General features: G+C 65.8%; 13 protein-coding genes and 1 pseudogene. 8 read left to right on the top strand and 6 right to left on the bottom strand.

From position 1 onward, the window contains the following. Window positions 1–2 precede the first annotated feature (2 nt). The 3 genes from ABID59_RS25970 (at window position 3) to ABID59_RS25960 (ending at window position 2,742) form a co-directional block, all read left to right on the top strand. Entirely contained in the window at window positions 3–482 is a 480-nt protein-coding gene (locus ABID59_RS25970; protein WP_354085270.1) for a MaoC family dehydratase, read from the top strand. Between the two features lie 119 nt (window positions 483–601). Further along, a complete protein-coding gene (locus ABID59_RS25965) occupies window positions 602–1,519 on the top strand; it encodes an SDR family NAD(P)-dependent oxidoreductase (RefSeq protein WP_354085269.1) in 918 nt (305 codons plus the stop codon). Beyond that, window positions 1,516–2,742, top strand: coding sequence for a BaiN/RdsA family NAD(P)/FAD-dependent oxidoreductase (locus tag ABID59_RS25960; RefSeq protein WP_354085402.1), 1,227 nt, complete (start codon window positions 1,516–1,518; stop codon window positions 2,740–2,742). Before ABID59_RS25965 ends, ABID59_RS25960 begins: the two co-directional genes overlap by 4 nt. On the opposite strand, the gene ABID59_RS25955 is transcribed toward ABID59_RS25960, so the two are convergent. After that, window positions 2,737–3,954: an MFS transporter gene (locus ABID59_RS25955; RefSeq protein ID WP_354085268.1), complete on the bottom strand. Its 1,218-nt coding sequence runs from the start codon at window positions 3,952–3,954 to the stop codon at window positions 2,737–2,739. The genes ABID59_RS25960 and ABID59_RS25955 overlap by 6 nt on opposite strands. A 93-nt stretch (window positions 3,955–4,047) precedes the next feature. On the opposite strand from ABID59_RS25955, the gene ABID59_RS25950 reads away from it, so the two are divergent. Further along, the gene (locus ABID59_RS25950) at window positions 4,048–4,950 is read left to right on the top strand and encodes a LysR family transcriptional regulator (RefSeq protein ID WP_354085267.1); all 903 of its coding nucleotides are present in this window, start codon (window positions 4,048–4,050) and stop codon (window positions 4,948–4,950) included. Here the strand turns inward: ABID59_RS25950 and ABID59_RS25945 are convergent. From ABID59_RS25945 to ABID59_RS25935, 3 genes are read right to left on the bottom strand one after another with little or no spacing between them, the layout of a single operon-like run. Then, entirely contained in the window at window positions 4,947–6,026 is a 1,080-nt protein-coding gene (locus ABID59_RS25945) for a D-TA family PLP-dependent enzyme (protein WP_354085266.1), read from the bottom strand. The two genes, ABID59_RS25950 and ABID59_RS25945, sit on opposite strands and share 4 nt — an antisense overlap. 3 nt (window positions 6,027–6,029) lie before the next feature. Continuing rightward, on the bottom strand, window positions 6,030–7,841 hold the full coding sequence (locus tag ABID59_RS25940) for an ABC-F family ATP-binding cassette domain-containing protein (RefSeq protein WP_354085265.1): 1,812 nt from the start codon (window positions 7,839–7,841) through the stop codon (window positions 6,030–6,032). Between the two features lie 2 nt (window positions 7,842–7,843). Continuing rightward, window positions 7,844–8,347, bottom strand: coding sequence for a YaiI/YqxD family protein (locus tag ABID59_RS25935; protein ID WP_354085401.1), 504 nt, complete (start codon window positions 8,345–8,347; stop codon window positions 7,844–7,846). A 106-nt stretch (window positions 8,348–8,453) separates the two neighbouring features. On the opposite strand from ABID59_RS25935, the pseudogene ABID59_RS25930 reads away from it, so the two are divergent. Next, window positions 8,454–9,256, top strand: a pseudogene (locus tag ABID59_RS25930) (hypothetical protein). A 158-nt stretch (window positions 9,257–9,414) separates the two neighbouring features. Here the strand turns inward: ABID59_RS25930 and ABID59_RS25925 are convergent. Continuing rightward, window positions 9,415–11,784, bottom strand: coding sequence for a xanthine dehydrogenase family protein molybdopterin-binding subunit (locus tag ABID59_RS25925; protein WP_354085264.1), 2,370 nt, complete (start codon window positions 11,782–11,784; stop codon window positions 9,415–9,417). 210 nt (window positions 11,785–11,994) lie between these two features. On the opposite strand from ABID59_RS25925, the gene ABID59_RS25920 reads away from it, so the two are divergent. After that, window positions 11,995–13,068 carry a Ppx/GppA phosphatase family protein gene (locus ABID59_RS25920; protein WP_354085263.1) on the top strand — a complete coding sequence of 358 codons (1,074 nt, stop codon included), beginning with the start codon at window positions 11,995–11,997 and terminating at the stop codon, window positions 13,066–13,068. 1 nt (window position 13,069) lies between these two features. Then, a complete protein-coding gene (locus tag ABID59_RS25915) occupies window positions 13,070–13,756 on the top strand; it encodes an RlmE family RNA methyltransferase (protein ID WP_354085262.1) in 687 nt (228 codons plus the stop codon). Window positions 13,757–13,862: 106 nt separating this feature from the next. On the opposite strand, the gene ABID59_RS25910 is transcribed toward ABID59_RS25915, so the two are convergent. After that, window positions 13,863–15,353 (bottom strand): MFS transporter, encoded by a 1,491-nt coding sequence (locus tag ABID59_RS25910; protein ID WP_148749466.1) that lies wholly within the window; start codon window positions 15,351–15,353, stop codon window positions 13,863–13,865. A gap of 372 nt (window positions 15,354–15,725) precedes the next feature. Here ABID59_RS25910 and guaB point away from each other — a divergent pair, with 372 nt between their 5' ends. Then, complete coding sequence (gene guaB, locus ABID59_RS25905) at window positions 15,726–17,219, top strand: IMP dehydrogenase (protein ID WP_354085261.1); 1,494 nt, start codon at window positions 15,726–15,728, stop codon at window positions 17,217–17,219. The last annotated feature ends 205 nt before the right edge of the window (window positions 17,220–17,424 follow it).

Here is a 17,424-nt window from a genome sequence, read left to right as displayed (position 1 = left end):
ACATGAACGAAATCTGGAAGAAGCCGCCGATCACGTTGGAAGCCTATCAGGCCATGGTTGGCAAGGAGATCGGCGTGTCGTCCTGGCACCTGATCGATCAGCCCCGCATCGATAGCTATGCCGAGGTGACCGAGGATCGCCAGTTCATCCATGTCGACCCCGAGAGAGCGAAGAAGGAGACGGCATTCGGCACCACCATCGCGCACGGCTTCCTGACGATGTCGATGATGTCGGTGATGTCCTACGAGGTGATGCCGGCGATTGCGGGTACCACGATGGGCGTCAATTACGGCTTCGACAAGCTGCGCTTCATCTCGCCGGTCCGCTCGGGCAAGCGCGTCCGCGGCCGTTTCGTGCTGGCGGAAGCCAAGCTGCGCAAGCCCAACGAGTTGCAGTCCCGTACCAGCGTGACGGTGGAGATCGAAGGCGAGGACAAGCCCGCGCTGGTCGCCGATTGGCTGGGCTTGATCTATTTCGCGTAAGTCAGCCGGACGTGGCCGGGCTTGACCCGGCCTTCCATCGCTGCTCAAAACCCTCTCGATTTTGATAGATGGCCGGGTGAGGACCCGGTCATGACGCCTCACATCCAGGAAGCACACCCATGGCAATCAGGTTCGACGGACGCGTCGCCATCGTCACCGGCGCGGGCAATGGTCTCGGCAAGGCGCATGCGCTGGGCCTGGCGAGCCGTGGCGCGAAAGTCGTCGTCAATGATTTCGGCGGCGCGCGTGACGGCAGCGGTGGTTCGCTCTCGCCGGCCGAGACCGTGGTCGAGGAGATCCGCAAAGCCGGCGGCACCGCGATGGCCGACGGCGCCGACGTCTCCAATTTCGAGCAGGTCACCGCCATGGTCGAGCGCGCCACCAAGGAATGGGGCAGCGTCGACATCATGTGCGCCAATGCCGGCATCCTGCGCGACAAGTCGTTCGGCAAGATGGAAGCGGCCGATTTCCAGAAGGTGCTCGACGTGCATCTCGTCGGCACCTTCTATTGCTGCAAGGCGGTCTGGGCCGGCATGCGCGACCGCAACTACGGCCGCATCGTGCTGACGACCTCGTCCTCCGGCCTCTATGGCAATTTCGGCCAGGCCAATTACGGCGCGGCGAAGTCCGGTATGGTTGGCCTGATGAACGTGCTGGCCGAGGAAGGCCGTAAGACGAACATCCGCGTCAACATCATCTCGCCGACCGCGGCCACCCGCATGACGGAAGAGCTGCTGCCGCCGCAGGCGCTGCAATTGATGAAGCCGAACGCGATCACGCCCGCCGTCGAGTACATGCTGAGCGAGGACGCGCCGACCCGCACCATCATGGGCGCCGGTGCCGGTTCCTTCGCCGTGATCAAGATTGTTGAGAGCGAGGGCATCAATCTGCCGGAGTCCGACTGGACCCCCGATGCGATCGCCGCGCATTTCGCCGAGATCAGCGACATGTCGAAGGCCAGAGCGCTGACCGGCGCGTTCGAGCAGACGCAGAAATACGTGGCGCAGGCCGCGGCACGGGTGGGGATCAAGCTCTGACTGACGTCGCCGTCATCGGTGCCGGTCCCGCCGGGCTGATGGCGGCGGAGGCGCTCGTGTCGGGTGGCGCCCGCGTCACCGTCTATGACGCCATGCCGTCGGCGGGCCGCAAATTCCTGATGGCCGGCCGTGGCGGGCTCAATCTCACCCACAGCGAGCCGCTGGCGGATTTTCTTGCGCGCTACCGGGAAGCAATGCCGGATCTGCGCGCGGCGATCGAGGCATTTCCGCCCGATGCGCTGCGCGACTGGAGCGCGGCGCTCGGGCAGCTGACCTTCGTCGGTAGTAGCGGGCGAGTGTTCCGAAAAACGTTCAAGGCCTCGCCCCTGCTGCGCGCCTGGCTGCGGCGGCTCGATGCGGCCGGCGTGCAATTCGCGTTTCGGCATCGCTGGACCGGATGGGACGAGGCGGGCCGGCTCCAATTTCAAACGCCCGATGGCGCGCGTGCCATCGCCCGGAGAGCAACCGTGCTCGCGCTCGGCGGCGCGAGCTGGCCGCGTTTGGGTTCGGATGGCGCGTGGGTCGATTGTCTCGCCGTCAAAGGCGTCGCCGTCTCAAAACTCAGGCCGGCCAATTCCGGCTTCACGGTCGCATGGTCCGACGTATTTCGCGATCGGTTCGAAGGCCAGCCGCTGAAGGGCGTGGCGCTGACGGTCGCCGCGCACACGGTGCGCGGCGAAGCCATGATCACCCGCGGCGGCATCGAGGGCGGCGCGATCTACGCGCTGTCGGCGGAGCTGCGTGAGGCGGTGCTAGGGATCGGGCAGGCGACGTTGATGATCGCCTTGCGGCCCGATCTCGACGCCGCCGCGCTGACCACGCGGCTGTCGGGCACGCGCGGCAAGCAATCGCTGGCGAATTTTCTGCGCAAGGCGGCACAATTGTCGCCGGTCGGCATCGGGTTGATGCAAGAAGCGGCCATTGCGTCTGGCCGGTCGCTGGCAGCGTTTGCGCCTGCGGAGCTCGCGCATCTGGTGAACGCGATCCCGGTTCAGCTCACCGGTGTTGCCACGATCGATCGCGCCATCTCGTCCGCGGGCGGGATTGCCTTCGATCAGCTCGACGAGCATTTCATGCTGAGCAAACTGCCCGGCGTGTTCGCCGCCGGCGAGATGCTGGATTGGGAAGCGCCGACCGGCGGCTATCTACTGCAGGCGTCGTTTGCGACCGGTGCGGCGGCGGGCAGGGGCGTGTTGGAGTGGCTTGCGTCCTCCTGTTCATGACGTCCCCGTCCTTGTCACGAGATCCGTGAGGAAACCGAGCACACCAAAGCTCGCCGCCACCACGCAGACCGCGGTCCAGCCGCCAAAACTCCAGGCCAGCGAGGCCGCCGCTGAGCCGATACCGCCGCCGATGAAGAACAGCGCAACGAACAGGCCGTTGATGCGGCCGCGCGCCTCGGGCCGCAGCAGATTGACGGCGCGGCGGCCGAGCGTCTGGTCGGCGGTGATGCCAATGTCGAGCAGGATCGTCCCGAGGCTCAGCACCAGCAGAGCCGCCACGCGCGATTCCATCGTACCGGCCCAGGCGCAGAGCGCGAGCGAGCCGATGATGCCCAGATGTGCGGCGAAGAACAGCGGACGTGCCCAGCCCTTGTCGCCCCAGCGGCCTGCAAGCGGCGTCGCCGCGGCGCCCGCGACGCCGATCAGCGCGAAAGCAGCTATGCCCTTGGCGTCGAGCGCAAACGGTGCTTCCGGCAGGCGCAGCGCGACCGCGGACCAGAATGCGGTGAAAGATGCCATGACCAGCGATGCGGTCCAGGCCCGCACGCGCAGCACCGGCTCTTCCCGCAGCAATTTTGGGAACGAGCGCAGCAGTTCGCCGTAGCCGACGCGGGCCGCCGGTTGCAGCGTCGGCAGATAACGGCCGAGCGCGCCGGCGAGGAACGTCATCAGGATGGCTGAGGCAAGATAATAGGCGCGCCAGCTCCAGAGATCGGCGATCAGGCTCGCCGCGGGCCGGGACAACAGGATGCCGATCATCAATCCGCTCATCACCTCCCCGATGGCCTGGCCGCGGCGCTCGGGCGCCACCATCGAGGCCACGAGCGGGACCATCATCTGGATCGCGGCGCAGGACGCTCCGAGGACGAAGGTGGCGGTCAGGAGCAGCGAGGGCGTTGGCGCGAGTGCGGTTGCGAGTGCTGCGAGGATCGCGCAGCCGAGCGTGCGCAGGATCAGCCGCCGGTTCTCGATCAGATCGACCAGCGGCACCAGCAACAGCAATCCGAGCGCATAGCCGAGCAGTGTCAGCGTGCCGACGAGGCCTGCCTGCGAAGTGGTCATGGACAGGGATCGGCCGATCAGTCCTACGAGAATCTGCGGCGCGAACAAATTGGTGACGACCACGCCGGTGGTGATGGCGCCGAGCCAGATCAGCGGTCGCTCGGCGAGTTGGTTTCGGGATGCGAGCTTGGTGGTTTCGGAGATGGTCATGGGACCTCGCGGGCTGGATGCGGGTTCCTCTTTAAGGCGGGCTGGCAATATGCTACAATTCAATTAAGCCTATAAAGAATATGCGAGTTCGTTATGAACACCCATGACCTCGTCGCGTTCGTTGCCGTGGTCGAGACCGGATCGATCGTTGCGGCCTCGATGCGCCTCAATCTCACCCAGCCTGGCGTGACCCGGCGCATCCAGAATCTCGAGGAGATGCTGGGCGCGCAGTTGTTGGACCGCCTGTCGAAGCCGCTGAAGCCCACGGCCGCAGGTCATGAGGCCTATGAGCAGGGCCGGCGCCTGCTGAGGATGCTGGATGATCTCAAGGCCGGCGTCGCTGATGATGGCGTCGTACGCGGCGAGTTCAGGCTCGGCCTCACGCCATTTCTCTCCGAGGCCGGACTCAGCGCGCCGCTCGATGCGGTGCGTGCCGAATTTCCGGCGCTGAGCGTGCGGGTCGTCTCGGGCTGGTCGCCCAACCAGGTCGAGAGGGTCAGCCGCAATGAACTCGATGCCGCTGCGATCTGCCTGCCCGACGGGGCAGTTCCGCCCGCCGATCTCGTCGCCGACGATCTCGGGTCGCAGCCGGTGGTGTTCGTCGTCGCGCGCGAGATGAAGATTCCGCGCACCGTCGACCTCGAGCGTCTGTCGCAGCTCTCATGGGTGATCAACCAGGACGGCTGCGGATTTCGCGACACGCTCAAGCGTCGCTTCGACTCTGAGCATTTGCCGTTCACCGTCGCCGTGGAGGCGCTGGACAGCGAGCTTCGGCTGTCGCTGGTGTCACGCGGTCTGGGCGTCGGACTGGTCACACCGATTGCGCTGAAGCGCAGCGCGTTTCGAGACAAGCTCAAGCCGGTCGCTGCGCGCGACTTCAATCCCGCCGTGCGTGCATGGCTGGTGCATCGCCCACCGGCCGGCCGTCTGACCGGCCCAATCAAGCTGTTCCGCGACGGCCTGGATCGGGAGCTACAAGCTCTAATTCACGCCTAGCGCAGCTTCCCACGCGCCGCCACCGGCAGCGTGCCGATGATCTCCTCGCCGCGGACCATCACGACCTCGTCCATCATGTTGACGACGACGCAGACGTGGTTCGGCACGATGCGGACGACGTCGCCGACGTTCGGTCGTGTGTTGCTGCGGGAGAGGTCGAGGAAGCCGTGCTCTTCGGCGAAGCGCGCGATCTTGGCTTCCGGGTGTTCCAGGATCAGGCCGTGGCCGTCGAGGCCGCCGGTGTCCGAGGTCAGCGTCTTCGAGCCGGCGTCGAGGATGCCGCGCTCGGGTGCGGCGCGGCTCACCACCGTCGAATAGATGTGCAGGGCGCAATCGTCCCAGGTGGCGGAGCCGGCGGCGACCTGCATGCGGTCGTTGTAAATGTAGGTGCCGAAGCGGTGCTCGGTGCCGCCCTTGAGCTTGCCGATGTTCTTGAGGTTCGGCGTGCCGCCGGTCGAGACGATCTTTGCCTCGAGCCCGTGCGCGCGCACGCCGGCCAGCGCCTCGTCGAAGAATTTCTGGGCATCGCCCCAGCCGGTCTCGGTCGGGTAGAGCATGAAGCCGGCAAACTCCAGTCCCCTGGACGCCGCGATCTCGCGCGCGAGCGCAATCGCCTCCGCCGGCGTCTCGACGCCCGCGCGCTTGCGGCCCGTGTCGCATTCGACCACGACCGAGAGCGGACGGCCCGAGGCTGCTGCAGCCTTGGGGAGGCCGGCAACGACGGTCGAATTGTCGGCGGCGACCGTCATGTTGGTTTTGGCATTCAGCGCGCCGAGGCGCGCCATCTTTTCCTCGCCCAGCAGATTGTAGCTGATCAGGATGTCGTCGATGCCGGCATTGGCCATGATCTCGGCCTCGCCTATCTTCTGGCAGGTGATGCCTTTGGCGCCGCCCGCGACCTGCATCTTCGCAATGGTCGGATTCTTGTGCGTCTTGATGTGGGGACGGTTGGCGATGCCGGCGTCGTCGCAGGCCTTCTGGATCCGCGCGATGTTGCGCTCGACCTTGTCCATGTCGATGACGGCGCAGGGCGTACCGTATTCACGGGCGAGTTTTGCGGCAAGAGCAGTTGTCATGGGTTATGCCTGTTCGATTTCTTCGCGGAGCATTTCAAGTTCAAGCCAGCGCTCTTCGGAGGCGGACAATTCGTCGTGCGCCTTGGCGATCGCGGCGGAGGTGTCGTCGAATTTTTTGCGATCCTTGACATAGAGGTTGGGATCGTCGAGCAGGCGTTGCAGCTTGGCGATATCGGCCTGCAATTTTTCCATCTTCTTCGGCAGCGTTTCCAGCGCATGCTTCTCGTTGAAGCTCAACCGCCGTTTTGACACGGCGGCGGGAGCCGCGGCCCGCTCTTCCTTCTTCTCGGCCGGGGCTTGCGGCTTCGCAGTCTCGCGCTTCAGGTCGGCGCCGCGCTGGGTGAGCATGTCGCTGTAACCGCCGGCATATTCGACCCACTTGCCGTTGCCTTCGGGCGCGATCACGGAGGTGACGACGCGGTCGAGGAAATCGCGGTCATGGCTGATCAGGATCACGGTGCCATCGTAGTCGCCGAGCATGTCTTCGAGCACGTCGAGCGTTTCGAGATCGAGATCGTTGGTCGGCTCGTCCAGCACCAGCAGGTTCGACGGCTTCGCCAGCGCGCGCGCCAGCATCAGGCGGCCGCGCTCGCCGCCCGAGAGCACCTCCACCGGCGTGCCGCGCTGCTCCTGGGCGAACAGGAAGTCCTTCATGTAGCCGACCACATGCTTCGGCTTGCCGCCGACCATGATCTGGTCGCCGCGGCCGCCGGTCAGCGCCTCGGCCAGCGTCGACTTGGGATCGAGGCTTTCGCGGTGCTGGTCGAGGGTGGCCGTCTCCAGATTGGCCCCTAACCGCACGGTGCCGGAATCCGGCTGTGCGCCGCCGGTGAGGAGATTGACCAGCGTGGTCTTGCCGGCGCCGTTGGGACCGATGATGCCGAGCCGGTCGCCGCGCTGGATGCGGGTGGAGAAATTGTCCACGATGACGCGCTCGCCAAAAGCCTTGGTGATGCCCTTGGCCTCGATCACCAGCTTGCCGGATTGCTCCGCCTCCGACGCGGCGAGACTCGCGGTGCCGGCGGTGCCGCGATAGTTGCGGCGCTGGTCGCGCAGCGCATGCAGATTGCCGAGCCGCTTGACGTTGCGCTTGCGCCGCCCGGAGACGCCGTGGCGCAGCCAGTGCTCCTCGTCGACGATCTTGCGGTCGAGCTTGTGCTGGTCGCGCTCTTCTTCCGCCAGCACCTCGTCGCGCCAGCTCTCGAACGAGGCAAAGCCGCGATCGATCTGCTTGATCCTGCCGCGGTCGAGCCAGGCGGTGGAGCGCGAGAGATTGGTGAGGAAGCGGCGGTCGTGGCTGATGATCACCAGTGCGCTGCGGCGGCCGTCGAGCTCCTTTTCCAGCCATTCGATGGTGGCGAGATCGAGATGGTTGGTCGGCTCGTCCAGCAGCAGGATGTCGGGTGAGGGTGCGAGCACCCGCGCGAGCGCCGCGCGGCGGGCCTCGCCACCGGAGACGTTGGCCGGGCTCTCGTTGCCGGTCAATCCGAGTTGCTCGACCAGGTAGCGCGCCTGGTATGGATCGTCACCCGGTGCGAGGCCCGCCTCGACATAGGCGAGCGTGGTCTTGTGGTCGCCGAAATCAGGCTCCTGCTGCAAATAGCGAACCGTCGCGCCCGGCTGCACGAAGCGTGTGCCGCCGTCGGGCTCGACCAGGCCGGCGGCGATCTTCAGCAATGTCGACTTGCCCGAGCCGTTGCGGCCGATCAGGCAGACGCGCTCGGATGGTGCGACATTGAGCTCGACGCCGCTCAAAAGCGGCGTGCCGCCGAAGGTCAGCTTGATGTCCTTGAGTTGGATCAGCGGCGGCGCCATGACTAGCCTTGACTCGAATTCTGGCTCATTGCGGCCTGGTCGGCGCGGCGGCGCTGGATCCGGCGCAGCGTCTGGTCGAGCGCCGAGAGGAATGTTGAGCGGTCGCGCGGCGCGAACGAGCGCGGGCCGCCGGTCACTTCGCCGGCTGAGCGCAGATCCGTCATGAGATTGCGCACCGCCAGCGTCATCCCGATCGATTCCTCCGTGAACGGTTTGCCGTTCGGCGCGATCACGTCGGCGCCCGCCTTCACGCAGCGGCTCGCCAGCGGAATGTCGGAGGTGATGACGACGTCGCCGGGCTTGGCCCGTTCTGCAATCCAGTCGTCGGCTGCGTCCATGCCAGCGCCGGCGGCGATACGCTCGATGAGCGGATCGCTCGGCACACGAATAAAGTTGCCGGCGACCACGCTCACGGGGACGCCGTGGCGGAGCGCGACGCGGTAGATTTCGTCCTTCACCGGGCAGGCGTCGGCGTCGACATAGATGCGGGTGGGCGTGTCAGTCATTCGCCGCGTGGTACCCCATTCGGGCCGCAAAGGCGAGGGGATTGACCAGTGTTCCCCGGGCCCTACGATCAGGCCCGAAACAACAAGAATACAGGGAATATGGCCCATGCCGAACCGGCTCGAAACCTACCGCGTCGAGGGGCCTACAACACCGCCAAGCAATCCGAAAACAAGATGCATGACGATACGGTGGCGCGCCGCTTCGGCTTTTCCGGTGGCCTGGTTCCGGGCGTCGATGTCTTCGCCTACATGATGCATGTGCCGGTGGCGCGCTGGGGCCGCGATTTCCTCGCGCGCGGGCTGGTCGAGGCGCGCTTCATCAAACCGGTCTATGACGGCGAGACTGCCGATATCGATGCGACCGAGCACAACGGCCTGCTCACGATCGAGGTCTTCAGCCGCACCGAGCTTTGCGCCACCGGAACGGCGTCGCTGCCGGCGACAGCGCCTGCGGTGTCATTGGGAGACTATGTCGAAGTGCCCGCGGTGGCCGAGCGCAAGCCGGTCAGCCCTGAAATCTTCGAGCTCGGCAAATGGCTCGGCACGATGCCGCGACGCTGGGCCGGGCAGGCAGCGAGCGACTATCTCGCCGATGTCAGGGAGGCCGATCCGATTTTCGCACGCGAGGGGCTCGGCCATCCCGGCCTGATCCAGCGCGTCATGAACCGCGTGCTGGTCGACAACACCATTCTGGGCCCGTGGATCCATGTCGGCAGCCGCATGCAGCTGTTGTCGGCTGCACGCGCCGGCGATGAGATCGTTGCGCGGGCGAAGGTGACCGCGAACTACGAGAAGAAGGGCCACCGCTTCGTCGAGCTCGACGCGCTGGTCGTCGCCAATGGCACGACGCCGTTGGCGCACTGTCTGCACATCGCGATCTACCAGCCGCGGGAGCAGGCGGCGGCGTAGGGAAGGGACACAGCGCGTCCACATATTCTCTGTCATTCCCCGCGAAGGCGGGGAATCCAGTAGGCTGCGGCCCATCCGTGAATCACGACTGCCTCGGCGTGCTGGATCGCCCGATCAGTCGGGCGATGACAGCATTGTTGTTGAGGCAGAAGTGCCCGTTACGCCTTGCCCTTCGCGTCCTGGATCGCCCGCCACACCCGCTCCGGCGTCAGCGGCATGTCGATGTGCTTGATGCCGTAGTCGGAGAGCGCATCGAGCACCGCGTTCACCACCGTCGACAGGCTGCCGGCGCAGCCGGCTTCGCCGCAGCCCTTGGTGCCCAGGGGATTGCTCGTGGCCGGCACCGGGTGATCGCCCACCTCCATGTACGGCACATCCTCGGCACGGGGCAGCGCATAGTCCATCAGCGAGCCGGTGATGGGCTGGCCGCTCTCGTCATAGCGGACGTGCTCCATCAGCGCCTGGCCGATGCCCTGGACGACGCCGCCGTGGAGCTGGCCCGCGACCAGCATCGGATTGATCACCGTGCCGAAATCGTTCACCGCGCTGTAACGCACGATCTGCACCACCCCGGTGTCAGGATCGACCTCGACCTCGGCGACATGGCAGCCGTTCGGGAAGGCCGACGGCACTGGCTCGCTGGTGTGGTCGACGTCGAGTGAGTCAGGCACGCCGTCCGGCACCTTGGCGTCATGCAGCTTCTTGGCGAGCTCCATGATGTCGATGCTGCGGTCGGTTCCGGCGATGGTGAAAGCACCGTCGGCGAACTCGATGTCGGCCTCCGACGCTTCCAGCATGTGCGCGGCGGCGCGCTTGCCCTTCTCGATCACGAGGCGCGAGGACTCCACGATGGCTTGTCCGGTCGCGGTGATCGAGCGCGAGCCGCCGGTGCCGCTGCCGGCGTGCACGATATCGCTGTCGCCCTGCACGAGCTTCACGCTCTCGAAGGGAACGCCGAGCTGCGCGCTCAACACCTGCGCGAACGGCGTGGCGTGGCCCTGGCCGTAGTCGAGCGTGCCGGTGATGAGCTGCACGCTGCCATCGGGATCGAACACGATCTTGCCGAGCTCAGGGCTCGGCGGCGCCGTGACCTCGAGATAGGAGCCGACGGCGATGCCGCGCAGCTTGCCGGATTTCTTGCTCTCCTTCTTGCGCCTGGCGAAATTCTCGTGGTCGGAGATTTCGAGCGCCTTGGTGAAGACCGCCTGGAAGTCGCCGCTGTCATAGGTGACGCCGGAGGAGGCCGGAAACGGCATCTGGCTCGGCTTGATGAAGTTGCGCTTGCGCAGCGTCAGCCGGTTGATGCCCATCTCGTCGGCGGCGCGGTCGATCAGCCGCTCCATGTAATAGTTGGCCTCGGGCCGGCCGGCGCCGCGATAGGCGCCCATCAGCGTGGTGTTGGTCAATACGGTCTTGATGTCGATCGTCATCAGCGGTGTGCGGTAGACGCTGGAAAAATTCTTGCCGGTATTGAGCGAGAGCGGGCTCGGTGAAACCCCGGTGATGTAGGCGCCGAGATTGCCGTAGCCCGAGAGCTTCGCCGCGAGGAAGTGCCCCTCGGCGTCGAGCGCGAGCTCGGCATGGATCTTTTGCGCGCGGCCATGGCTGTCGGACAGGAAGCTGGTGGAGCGCTCGTCGAGCCACTTCACCGGGCGTCCCAGCGCCTTCGCCGCGTACAGGATGCACATGTATTCGGGATAGTTGACGTTCTTCATGCCGAAGGAGCCGCCGACGTTGGCGGTGAGGATGCGCACCTTCTCGTTCGGCACCTTCAGGTTCTTGGCGAGGTTGGCGCGGTTGCCGGCGACGCCCTGCGTCGGCATCTGGATGGTGTAGCGCTCGGTCTTCCTGTCGTAGGAGGCAAGGCCGACGCGCGGTTCCATCGAGACCACGGCGACGCGGGTGTTCTCGATGTCGACCTTGGTGACATGGGCGGCGCTGGCGAAAGCGGCGTTCACCTTTTCCGTGTCGCCATAATGATAGTCGAGCGCGACGTTGTTCGGGATGTGGTCGTAGAGTTGCGGCGCGCCGGGCTTGGTGGCCTCCTCGGGATCGGTCACGGCCGGCAGCGGCTCGATATCGAGCTCGACCGCCTCGGCCGCGTCGCGCGCCTGGGCCAGCGTATCGGCCACCACGAAGGCGACGGGATCTCCGACGAAGCGGACCTTGTCGGTCGCCAGCGGCTGGCGGTTGGTCTGGAGCAGGGGCGAGCCGTCACGGCTCTTCAGCGGCAGGCCGCAGGTGAAGGGGCCATACCCGGCCGCGTCGAGGTCCTTGCCGGTCCACACGCCCAAGACGCCCGGCATCGCTCTGGCGGCGTCGGTATTAATCCTGCGAAGGATGCCGTGGGCATGGGTCGAGCGGACGACCACGCAATGGACCTGGCCGGGCAGGTTGAAATCGTCGGTGTAGCGGCCCTTGCCGCGCACGAGCGTGTCGTCCTCCTTGCGGCGGACCGGCTGCCCGACACCGTATTTTTGCAGTGCAATAGCGTTTTCGAGCGTCGAGGATTTGGTGTGTTCTTGCATGGGAATGACCTGAAAAGCCGGCAATTGCGCGTTTTTGGGCGCCTTTTGGGACCGGACCCCATTGAAATAACCCACCGACCCGTTCACGACAACGCACGAATGGACATGGTCCCATGTGATGCGTTGTTGCGCAGGCCTGCCGCGCTGCTAATGTTTCAGGCGAAAAAGCAATTCCAGATCGGCCCAACCGGCCGCGGAAAGACAGTTTGTATGAATGACCACACGCGGCTCCGCGACGGCCATGGGCCGCACGGTGGGCTCGAGGGGTCGATGGCGGCGGTGGCGTTGGCCCCCGAACCGGCCGTCGCCGCGCAAGCGCCGGGAACCGGCGTCTACGCGGCGCTGGACCTCGGCACCAACAATTGCAGGCTCCTGATCGCCTGTCCGACCCACGACGGCTTTCGCGTGGTCGATTCCTTCTCGCGCATCATCCGGCTCGGCGAGGGCGTCTCGGCGACCGGCTCGATCAGCGAGGCCGCGATCGATCGCGCCATCGCCGCGCTCAGCATTTGCCGGGACAAGATCAACCTGCGCAAAGCCAAGCGGCTGCGGCTGATCGCGACCGAAGCCTGCCGCGCGGCCTCGAATGCGGAGGGCTTTCGCAGCCGCGTCGCGGCCGAGACCGGCATCGACCTCGAGGTGATCGACCGCGAGACGGAAGCCTCACTCGCCATGCTCGGCTGCTCGCCACTGGTTGATCCCAGGGGGCGCGGCGCCATCCTGTTCGATATCGGCGGCGGTTCCACCGAGCTGGTGCGGATCGAGCGCGACCCGCAAAATCCGGAGCCGCGCATCAAGGCCTGGATGTCGATCCCGCTGGGCGTGGTGACGCTGGCCGAGCAGTTTGGCGGCCGCGACGTTACGCCGGAGATCTACGCCGCGATGGAGCAGGAGGTCGCCAACCATGTCGCGCCGTTCGCGCAAGCGCATGGCCGCGATCTCGTCGACATGCATCTGCTCGGCACGTCGGGCACCGTGACCACGCTCGCCGGTATCCATCTCAATCTCGCGCGCTACGACCGCCGCCGCATTGACAGCATCTGGATGAAGGACACCGATATCACCGCGACCATCAACAAGCTGCTCGGCATGAGCTATGAGGAGCGCGCCAACAACAGCTGCATCAGCTTCGAGCGCGCCGATCTGGTGCTGGCCGGCTGCGCCATCCTCGATGCGATCCGCCGCGCTTTCCCGCTGCCGCGCCTGCGCGTCGCCGACCGTGGCCTGCGCGAGGGCATGCTGGTCGAGATGATGCGCGAGGACGGCGCGCTCGGGAGCTGGTGAGATGGCCAAGGACACCACCGGCCGCTTGCACGTCCAGGTCAAGACCGGCGGCAAGCGCAAATTGTCATCAAAGCTCTGGCTGGAGCGGCAGCTCAACGATCCCTATGTCGTCAAGGCCAAGGCTTTGGGCTATCGCTCGCGCGCTGCGTTCAAGCTGCTCGAGATCGATGACAAATATCGCCTGCTGAAATCAGGCATGGCCGTGGTCGATCTCGGCGCCGCCCCCGGCGGCTGGAGCCAGATCGCCGCCAAGCGCGTCGGCTCGATCGACGGCAAGGGCAAGGTCGTCGCGATCGATCTGCTGGACATGCCCGAGATTGCCGGCGTCGACTTCGCCCAGCTCGACTTCATGGACAACGACGCGCCGGCGAAGCTCAACGCCATGCTCGGCGGCGGCGCCGACGTCGTGATGTCCGACATGGCCGCCAACACCACCGGCCATCGCAAGACCGACCAGCTCCGCATCGTCGGCCTGATCGAGACCGCGGCGGCGTTTGCCTGTGACGTGCTGAAACCGGGTGGGGCGTTCCTGGCCAAGACCTTCCAGAGCGGCGCCGACGCCGATCTGCTCGCCCAGCTCAAGCGCGATTTTGCCACAGTGCGTCACGTCAAGCCGGCCGCGAGCCGGCAGGATTCCTCGGAGCGCTACGTGCTCGCGACAGGATTTCGCGGTGGGGCGAAGGCGTAACCACAAATTCCGTCATTGCGAGGAGCGAAGCGACGAAGCAATCCAGAAGCCTTCCGCGGAAAGATTCTGGATTGCTTCGCTTCGCTCGCAATGACGAGATCAGCAACTACCCCAGCCGCTGATCCCGCATGTCCTGCGTGTCTTCCGTCGCCACCTTGACGGCGGCGGTTGCCGCGCTCTTGGCTGCGCCCTTGCGGCTTGCGATCTCCACCGCCTTGCGCCCGGAGATCTCGTGGCCGGCGTCGGCGGGCATCTGCCAGAAGAACCAGCTCGACGCCGCCGAGGTCAGCGCCACCACGACGAAGGCCGGCGAGAACACCGTGGCATTGAGCTCGCTGACATGGCTGAGCCACATCGTGGTCTCGACCGAGGCGGCACCGACCGCGACGCCGGCGGAGATCGCGAGCTGCTGGTTGACGCTGACCAGCGTGGTGGCGCGGCTCATCTGCGCACTCTCGACGTCGGCATAGGCCACCGTGTTGATCGCGGTGAACTCGAGCGAGCGAAAGAAGCCGCCGACCACCAGAATCACCAGGATGATGAGCAGCGGCGTCGTCACCGTGAACAGCGCGCAGACGGCGAGGAAAAATGCGCTGATGATGGCGTTCACCGTCATCAGGTTGCGGAAGCCGAAGGTGCGGATGATCCGCGCGGCCAGCGTCTTCATGCCCATCGCGCCGAGCGAGGAGCCGAAGGTGACGAGGCCGGAATGGAATGGCGACAGGCCGAAGCCGATCTGCATCAACAGCGGCAGCAGGAAGGGCAAGGCGCCGATGCCGAGCCGGAACAGGAAACCGCCGAGCACGGCCGCGCGCAGCGTCGGCAGGTTCAGAAGCGAAAAGTCCAGCACCGGCGATCCCGTCCGCCGGGCATGGATGACGTAGAGCGTCATCGAGATCGCGCCGCCCGCGATCAGGGCCGCGACGATGCTCCAGGGCAGCAGGTTGAGCCCGGCCACGGAGAGACCGAATGCGATGCCGGCAAGCCCGATGCCTGCCAGCACCATGCCGTAGAGATCGAACGGTTCGCGGTTCTCGCTCTTGATGGGATCGATGAACTTCAGCGCCATGAAGATGCCGAGCAGCCCGATCGGAATGTTGATCAGGAAGATCCAGTGCCACGACGCGTACGTCGTGATGAAGCCGCCGAGCGGCGGGCCGATCACGGGACCGATCAGGGCAGGGACCGTCACCCAGGCCATCGCGTTGACCAGCGCGCTCTTGTCGACGGAGCGCAGCAGCACGAGGCGCCCGACCGGCGTCATCATCGCGCCGCCCATGCCCTGGAGGATGCGCGCGATCACGAAGTCGGTGACCGAGGTCGAGAGCGCACAGCCGACCGAGCCGACCATGAACACGCCGACGGCGATCGCGAACACCATGCGCGCGCCGAATCGATCGGCGGTCCAGCCGCTCGCCGGGATGAACACCGCGAGCGACAGGAGGTAGGACGTGATCGCGAGCTTCAGAGTCAGCGGGCTGGAGCCGATGTCGGCCGCGATCGCCGGCAGCGAGGTGGCGATCACCGTGGAGTCCATGTTCTCCATGAAGAGAGCGGTGGCCACGATCAGCGGAATGATGCGTTGCTTGTCGACCATGACGGATTGGTAATGGAAATCAGAAGGAAGGGCGGACTTGCGGCTTATCACCACGACTCGGCCGGGACCATTGCGCATCAACGCATAGCACCTAAATCCTGCGCTCCGTTCCTTCGCCGTTCCAGGGCGCCCCATGGCGCGAGCCCGGAATGACGGTGGGGCCACCGCCCGGCTGCCCCCGCCGAATTTACCTAAAAAGCCCGTGCATGGCTGGCCAGCGGTCCGATTTGCTTTGATTCGTCGCGCGGCCGTGCTATCGACCCGCGTCAACCCCACCGATGGGCTCCGATTCTCCGGCGATGCCGCAAGGTACGCCGAGGGCGGCGCTCATCCATACTTATTTGCGGCACGGCCGCAGGAAGGAGTTGGCAGATGGCCACGGTGCAACTTCAGGGCATCCGCGAAGCCTTTACGTTCGACGACGTGCTGTTGAAGCCGGGTCTGTCTGACGTCATGCCGGGCGAGGTCGACATCCGCTCCCGTGTCACCCGCGCCATTCCGCTCAACATTCCGATCATGGCCTCCGCAATGGACACCGTGACCGAGGCCCGCATGGCGATCGCCATGGCGCAGGCCGGCGGCCTCGGCGTCATCCACCGCAATTTCGATCCCGAAGGCCAGGCCGCCCAGGTGCGGCAGGTCAAGCGCTACGAGTCGGGTATGGTGGTGAACCCGCTCACCATCAGCCCCGAGGCCTCGCTCGACGATGCGCTCAAGCTGATGAGCGATCACGGCATCTCCGGCATTCCCGTTGTTACCGGTGCCGGCAAATCGACGCCGGGCAAGCTGGTCGGCATCCTCACCAACCGCGACGTGCGTTTTGCCACCGACCGCCGGCAAAAAGTCTCCGAGCTGATGACGCACGAGAACCTCGTCACGGTGCGCGAGAATGTCAGCCAGGATGAAGCGAAGCGGATGCTCCATCACCATCGCATCGAGAAGCTGCTTGTCGTCGACGATCAGTATCGCTGCGTCGGCCTGATCACCGTCAAGGACATCGAGAAGGCCGTCGCCCATCCGCTCGCCTGCAAGGATGCGCGGGGCCGCCTCCGCGTCGCCGCCGCCACCACCGTCGGCGACACCGGCTTCGAGCGCACCGAACGGCTGATCGATGCCGGCGTCGACCTCGTCGTGGTCGACACCGCGCACGGCCATTCCCGCCACGTGCTGCACGCCGTCAACCGAATCAAGCGTCTGTCCAACTCCGTGCAGGTCGTCGCCGGCAATATCGCAACCGCCGAAGGCGCGCAGGCGCTGATCGATGCCGGCGCGGACTGCATCAAGGTCGGCATCGGCCCGGGCTCGATCTGCACCACGCGCATCGTCGCCGGCGTCGGCGTGCCCCAGCTCACCGCGATCATGGATGCGGTCGAGGCAGCGAAGAAGTCGGACATCCCCGTCATCGCCGATGGCGGCATCAAGTTCTCCGGCGATCTCGCCAAGGCGCTCGCTGCCGGTGCTGATATCGCGATGGTCGGCTCGCTGCTCGCGGGCACCGACGAGACGCCGGGCGAAGTGTTCTTGTGGCAGGGCCGCTCCTACAAGGCCTATCGCGGCATGGGCTCGGTCGGCGCGATGGCGCGCGGCTCGGCCGACCGCTATTTCCAGCAGGACATCAAGGATGCGCTCAAGCTCGTCCCTGAAGGGATCGAGGGCCAGGTGCCCTACAAGGGCCCGGTCGGCAACGTCATGCACCAGCTCGCCGGTGGCTTGCGTGCTGCAATGGGCTATGTCGGCGCAAAGGACATGAAGGAGCTGCACGACAAGGCGAATTTCGTGCGCATCACCGGCGCCGGCCTGCGCGAAAGCCACGTCCACGACGTGACCATCACGCGCGAGGCGCCGAATTATCCGGGCGGAGGTTAGTCTACCTCCACTCTCGTGCCCCGGACGCAGCGCAGCGCCTCTTCAGCGGTGCGCTGCAGAGCCGGGGCCCATCGTTGGGCGTGGTTGCATTTGGCGATCTGGGTCCCGGCTCTGCGCAGCAGCGCAAGAGCGCTGCAGCGCGTCCGGGACACGAGACGTGTGTATGGCCTGCGACCATCCAATCCATCGCTTTTGTATTGACGCA

This window comes from Bradyrhizobium sp. S3.3.6, from assembly GCF_040546905.1.
In the GTDB taxonomy this organism is placed as follows: domain Bacteria; phylum Pseudomonadota; class Alphaproteobacteria; order Rhizobiales; family Xanthobacteraceae; genus Bradyrhizobium; species Bradyrhizobium cytisi.
This window is presented reverse-complemented; position numbering and strand designations above follow the sequence as displayed.

What these genes read in the sequence shown, in the direction of transcription:
- ABID59_RS25935 (WP_354085401.1), bottom strand. Translation starts at nt 8,347, where the DNA reads ATGACTGACACGCCCACCCGCATCTATGTCGACGCCGACGCCTGCCCG.
- ABID59_RS25910 (WP_148749466.1), bottom strand. Translation starts at nt 15,353, where the DNA reads ATGGTCGACAAGCAACGCATCATTCCGCTGATCGTGGCCACCGCTCTC.
- ABID59_RS25950 (WP_354085267.1), top strand. Translation starts at nt 4,048, where the DNA reads ATGAACACCCATGACCTCGTCGCGTTCGTTGCCGTGGTCGAGACCGGA.
- ABID59_RS25970 (WP_354085270.1), top strand. Translation starts at nt 3, where the DNA reads ATGAACGAAATCTGGAAGAAGCCGCCGATCACGTTGGAAGCCTATCAG.
- ABID59_RS25940 (WP_354085265.1), bottom strand. Translation starts at nt 7,841, where the DNA reads ATGGCGCCGCCGCTGATCCAACTCAAGGACATCAAGCTGACCTTCGGC.
- ABID59_RS25955 (WP_354085268.1), bottom strand. Translation starts at nt 3,954, where the DNA reads ATGACCATCTCCGAAACCACCAAGCTCGCATCCCGAAACCAACTCGCC.
- ABID59_RS25925 (WP_354085264.1), bottom strand. Translation starts at nt 11,784, where the DNA reads ATGCAAGAACACACCAAATCCTCGACGCTCGAAAACGCTATTGCACTG.
- ABID59_RS25945 (WP_354085266.1), bottom strand. Translation starts at nt 6,026, where the DNA reads ATGACAACTGCTCTTGCCGCAAAACTCGCCCGTGAATACGGTACGCCC.
- ABID59_RS25965 (WP_354085269.1), top strand. Translation starts at nt 602, where the DNA reads ATGGCAATCAGGTTCGACGGACGCGTCGCCATCGTCACCGGCGCGGGC.
- ABID59_RS25915 (WP_354085262.1), top strand. Translation starts at nt 13,070, where the DNA reads ATGGCCAAGGACACCACCGGCCGCTTGCACGTCCAGGTCAAGACCGGC.
- ABID59_RS25920 (WP_354085263.1), top strand. Translation starts at nt 11,995, where the DNA reads ATGAATGACCACACGCGGCTCCGCGACGGCCATGGGCCGCACGGTGGG.
- guaB (WP_354085261.1), top strand. Translation starts at nt 15,726, where the DNA reads ATGGCCACGGTGCAACTTCAGGGCATCCGCGAAGCCTTTACGTTCGAC.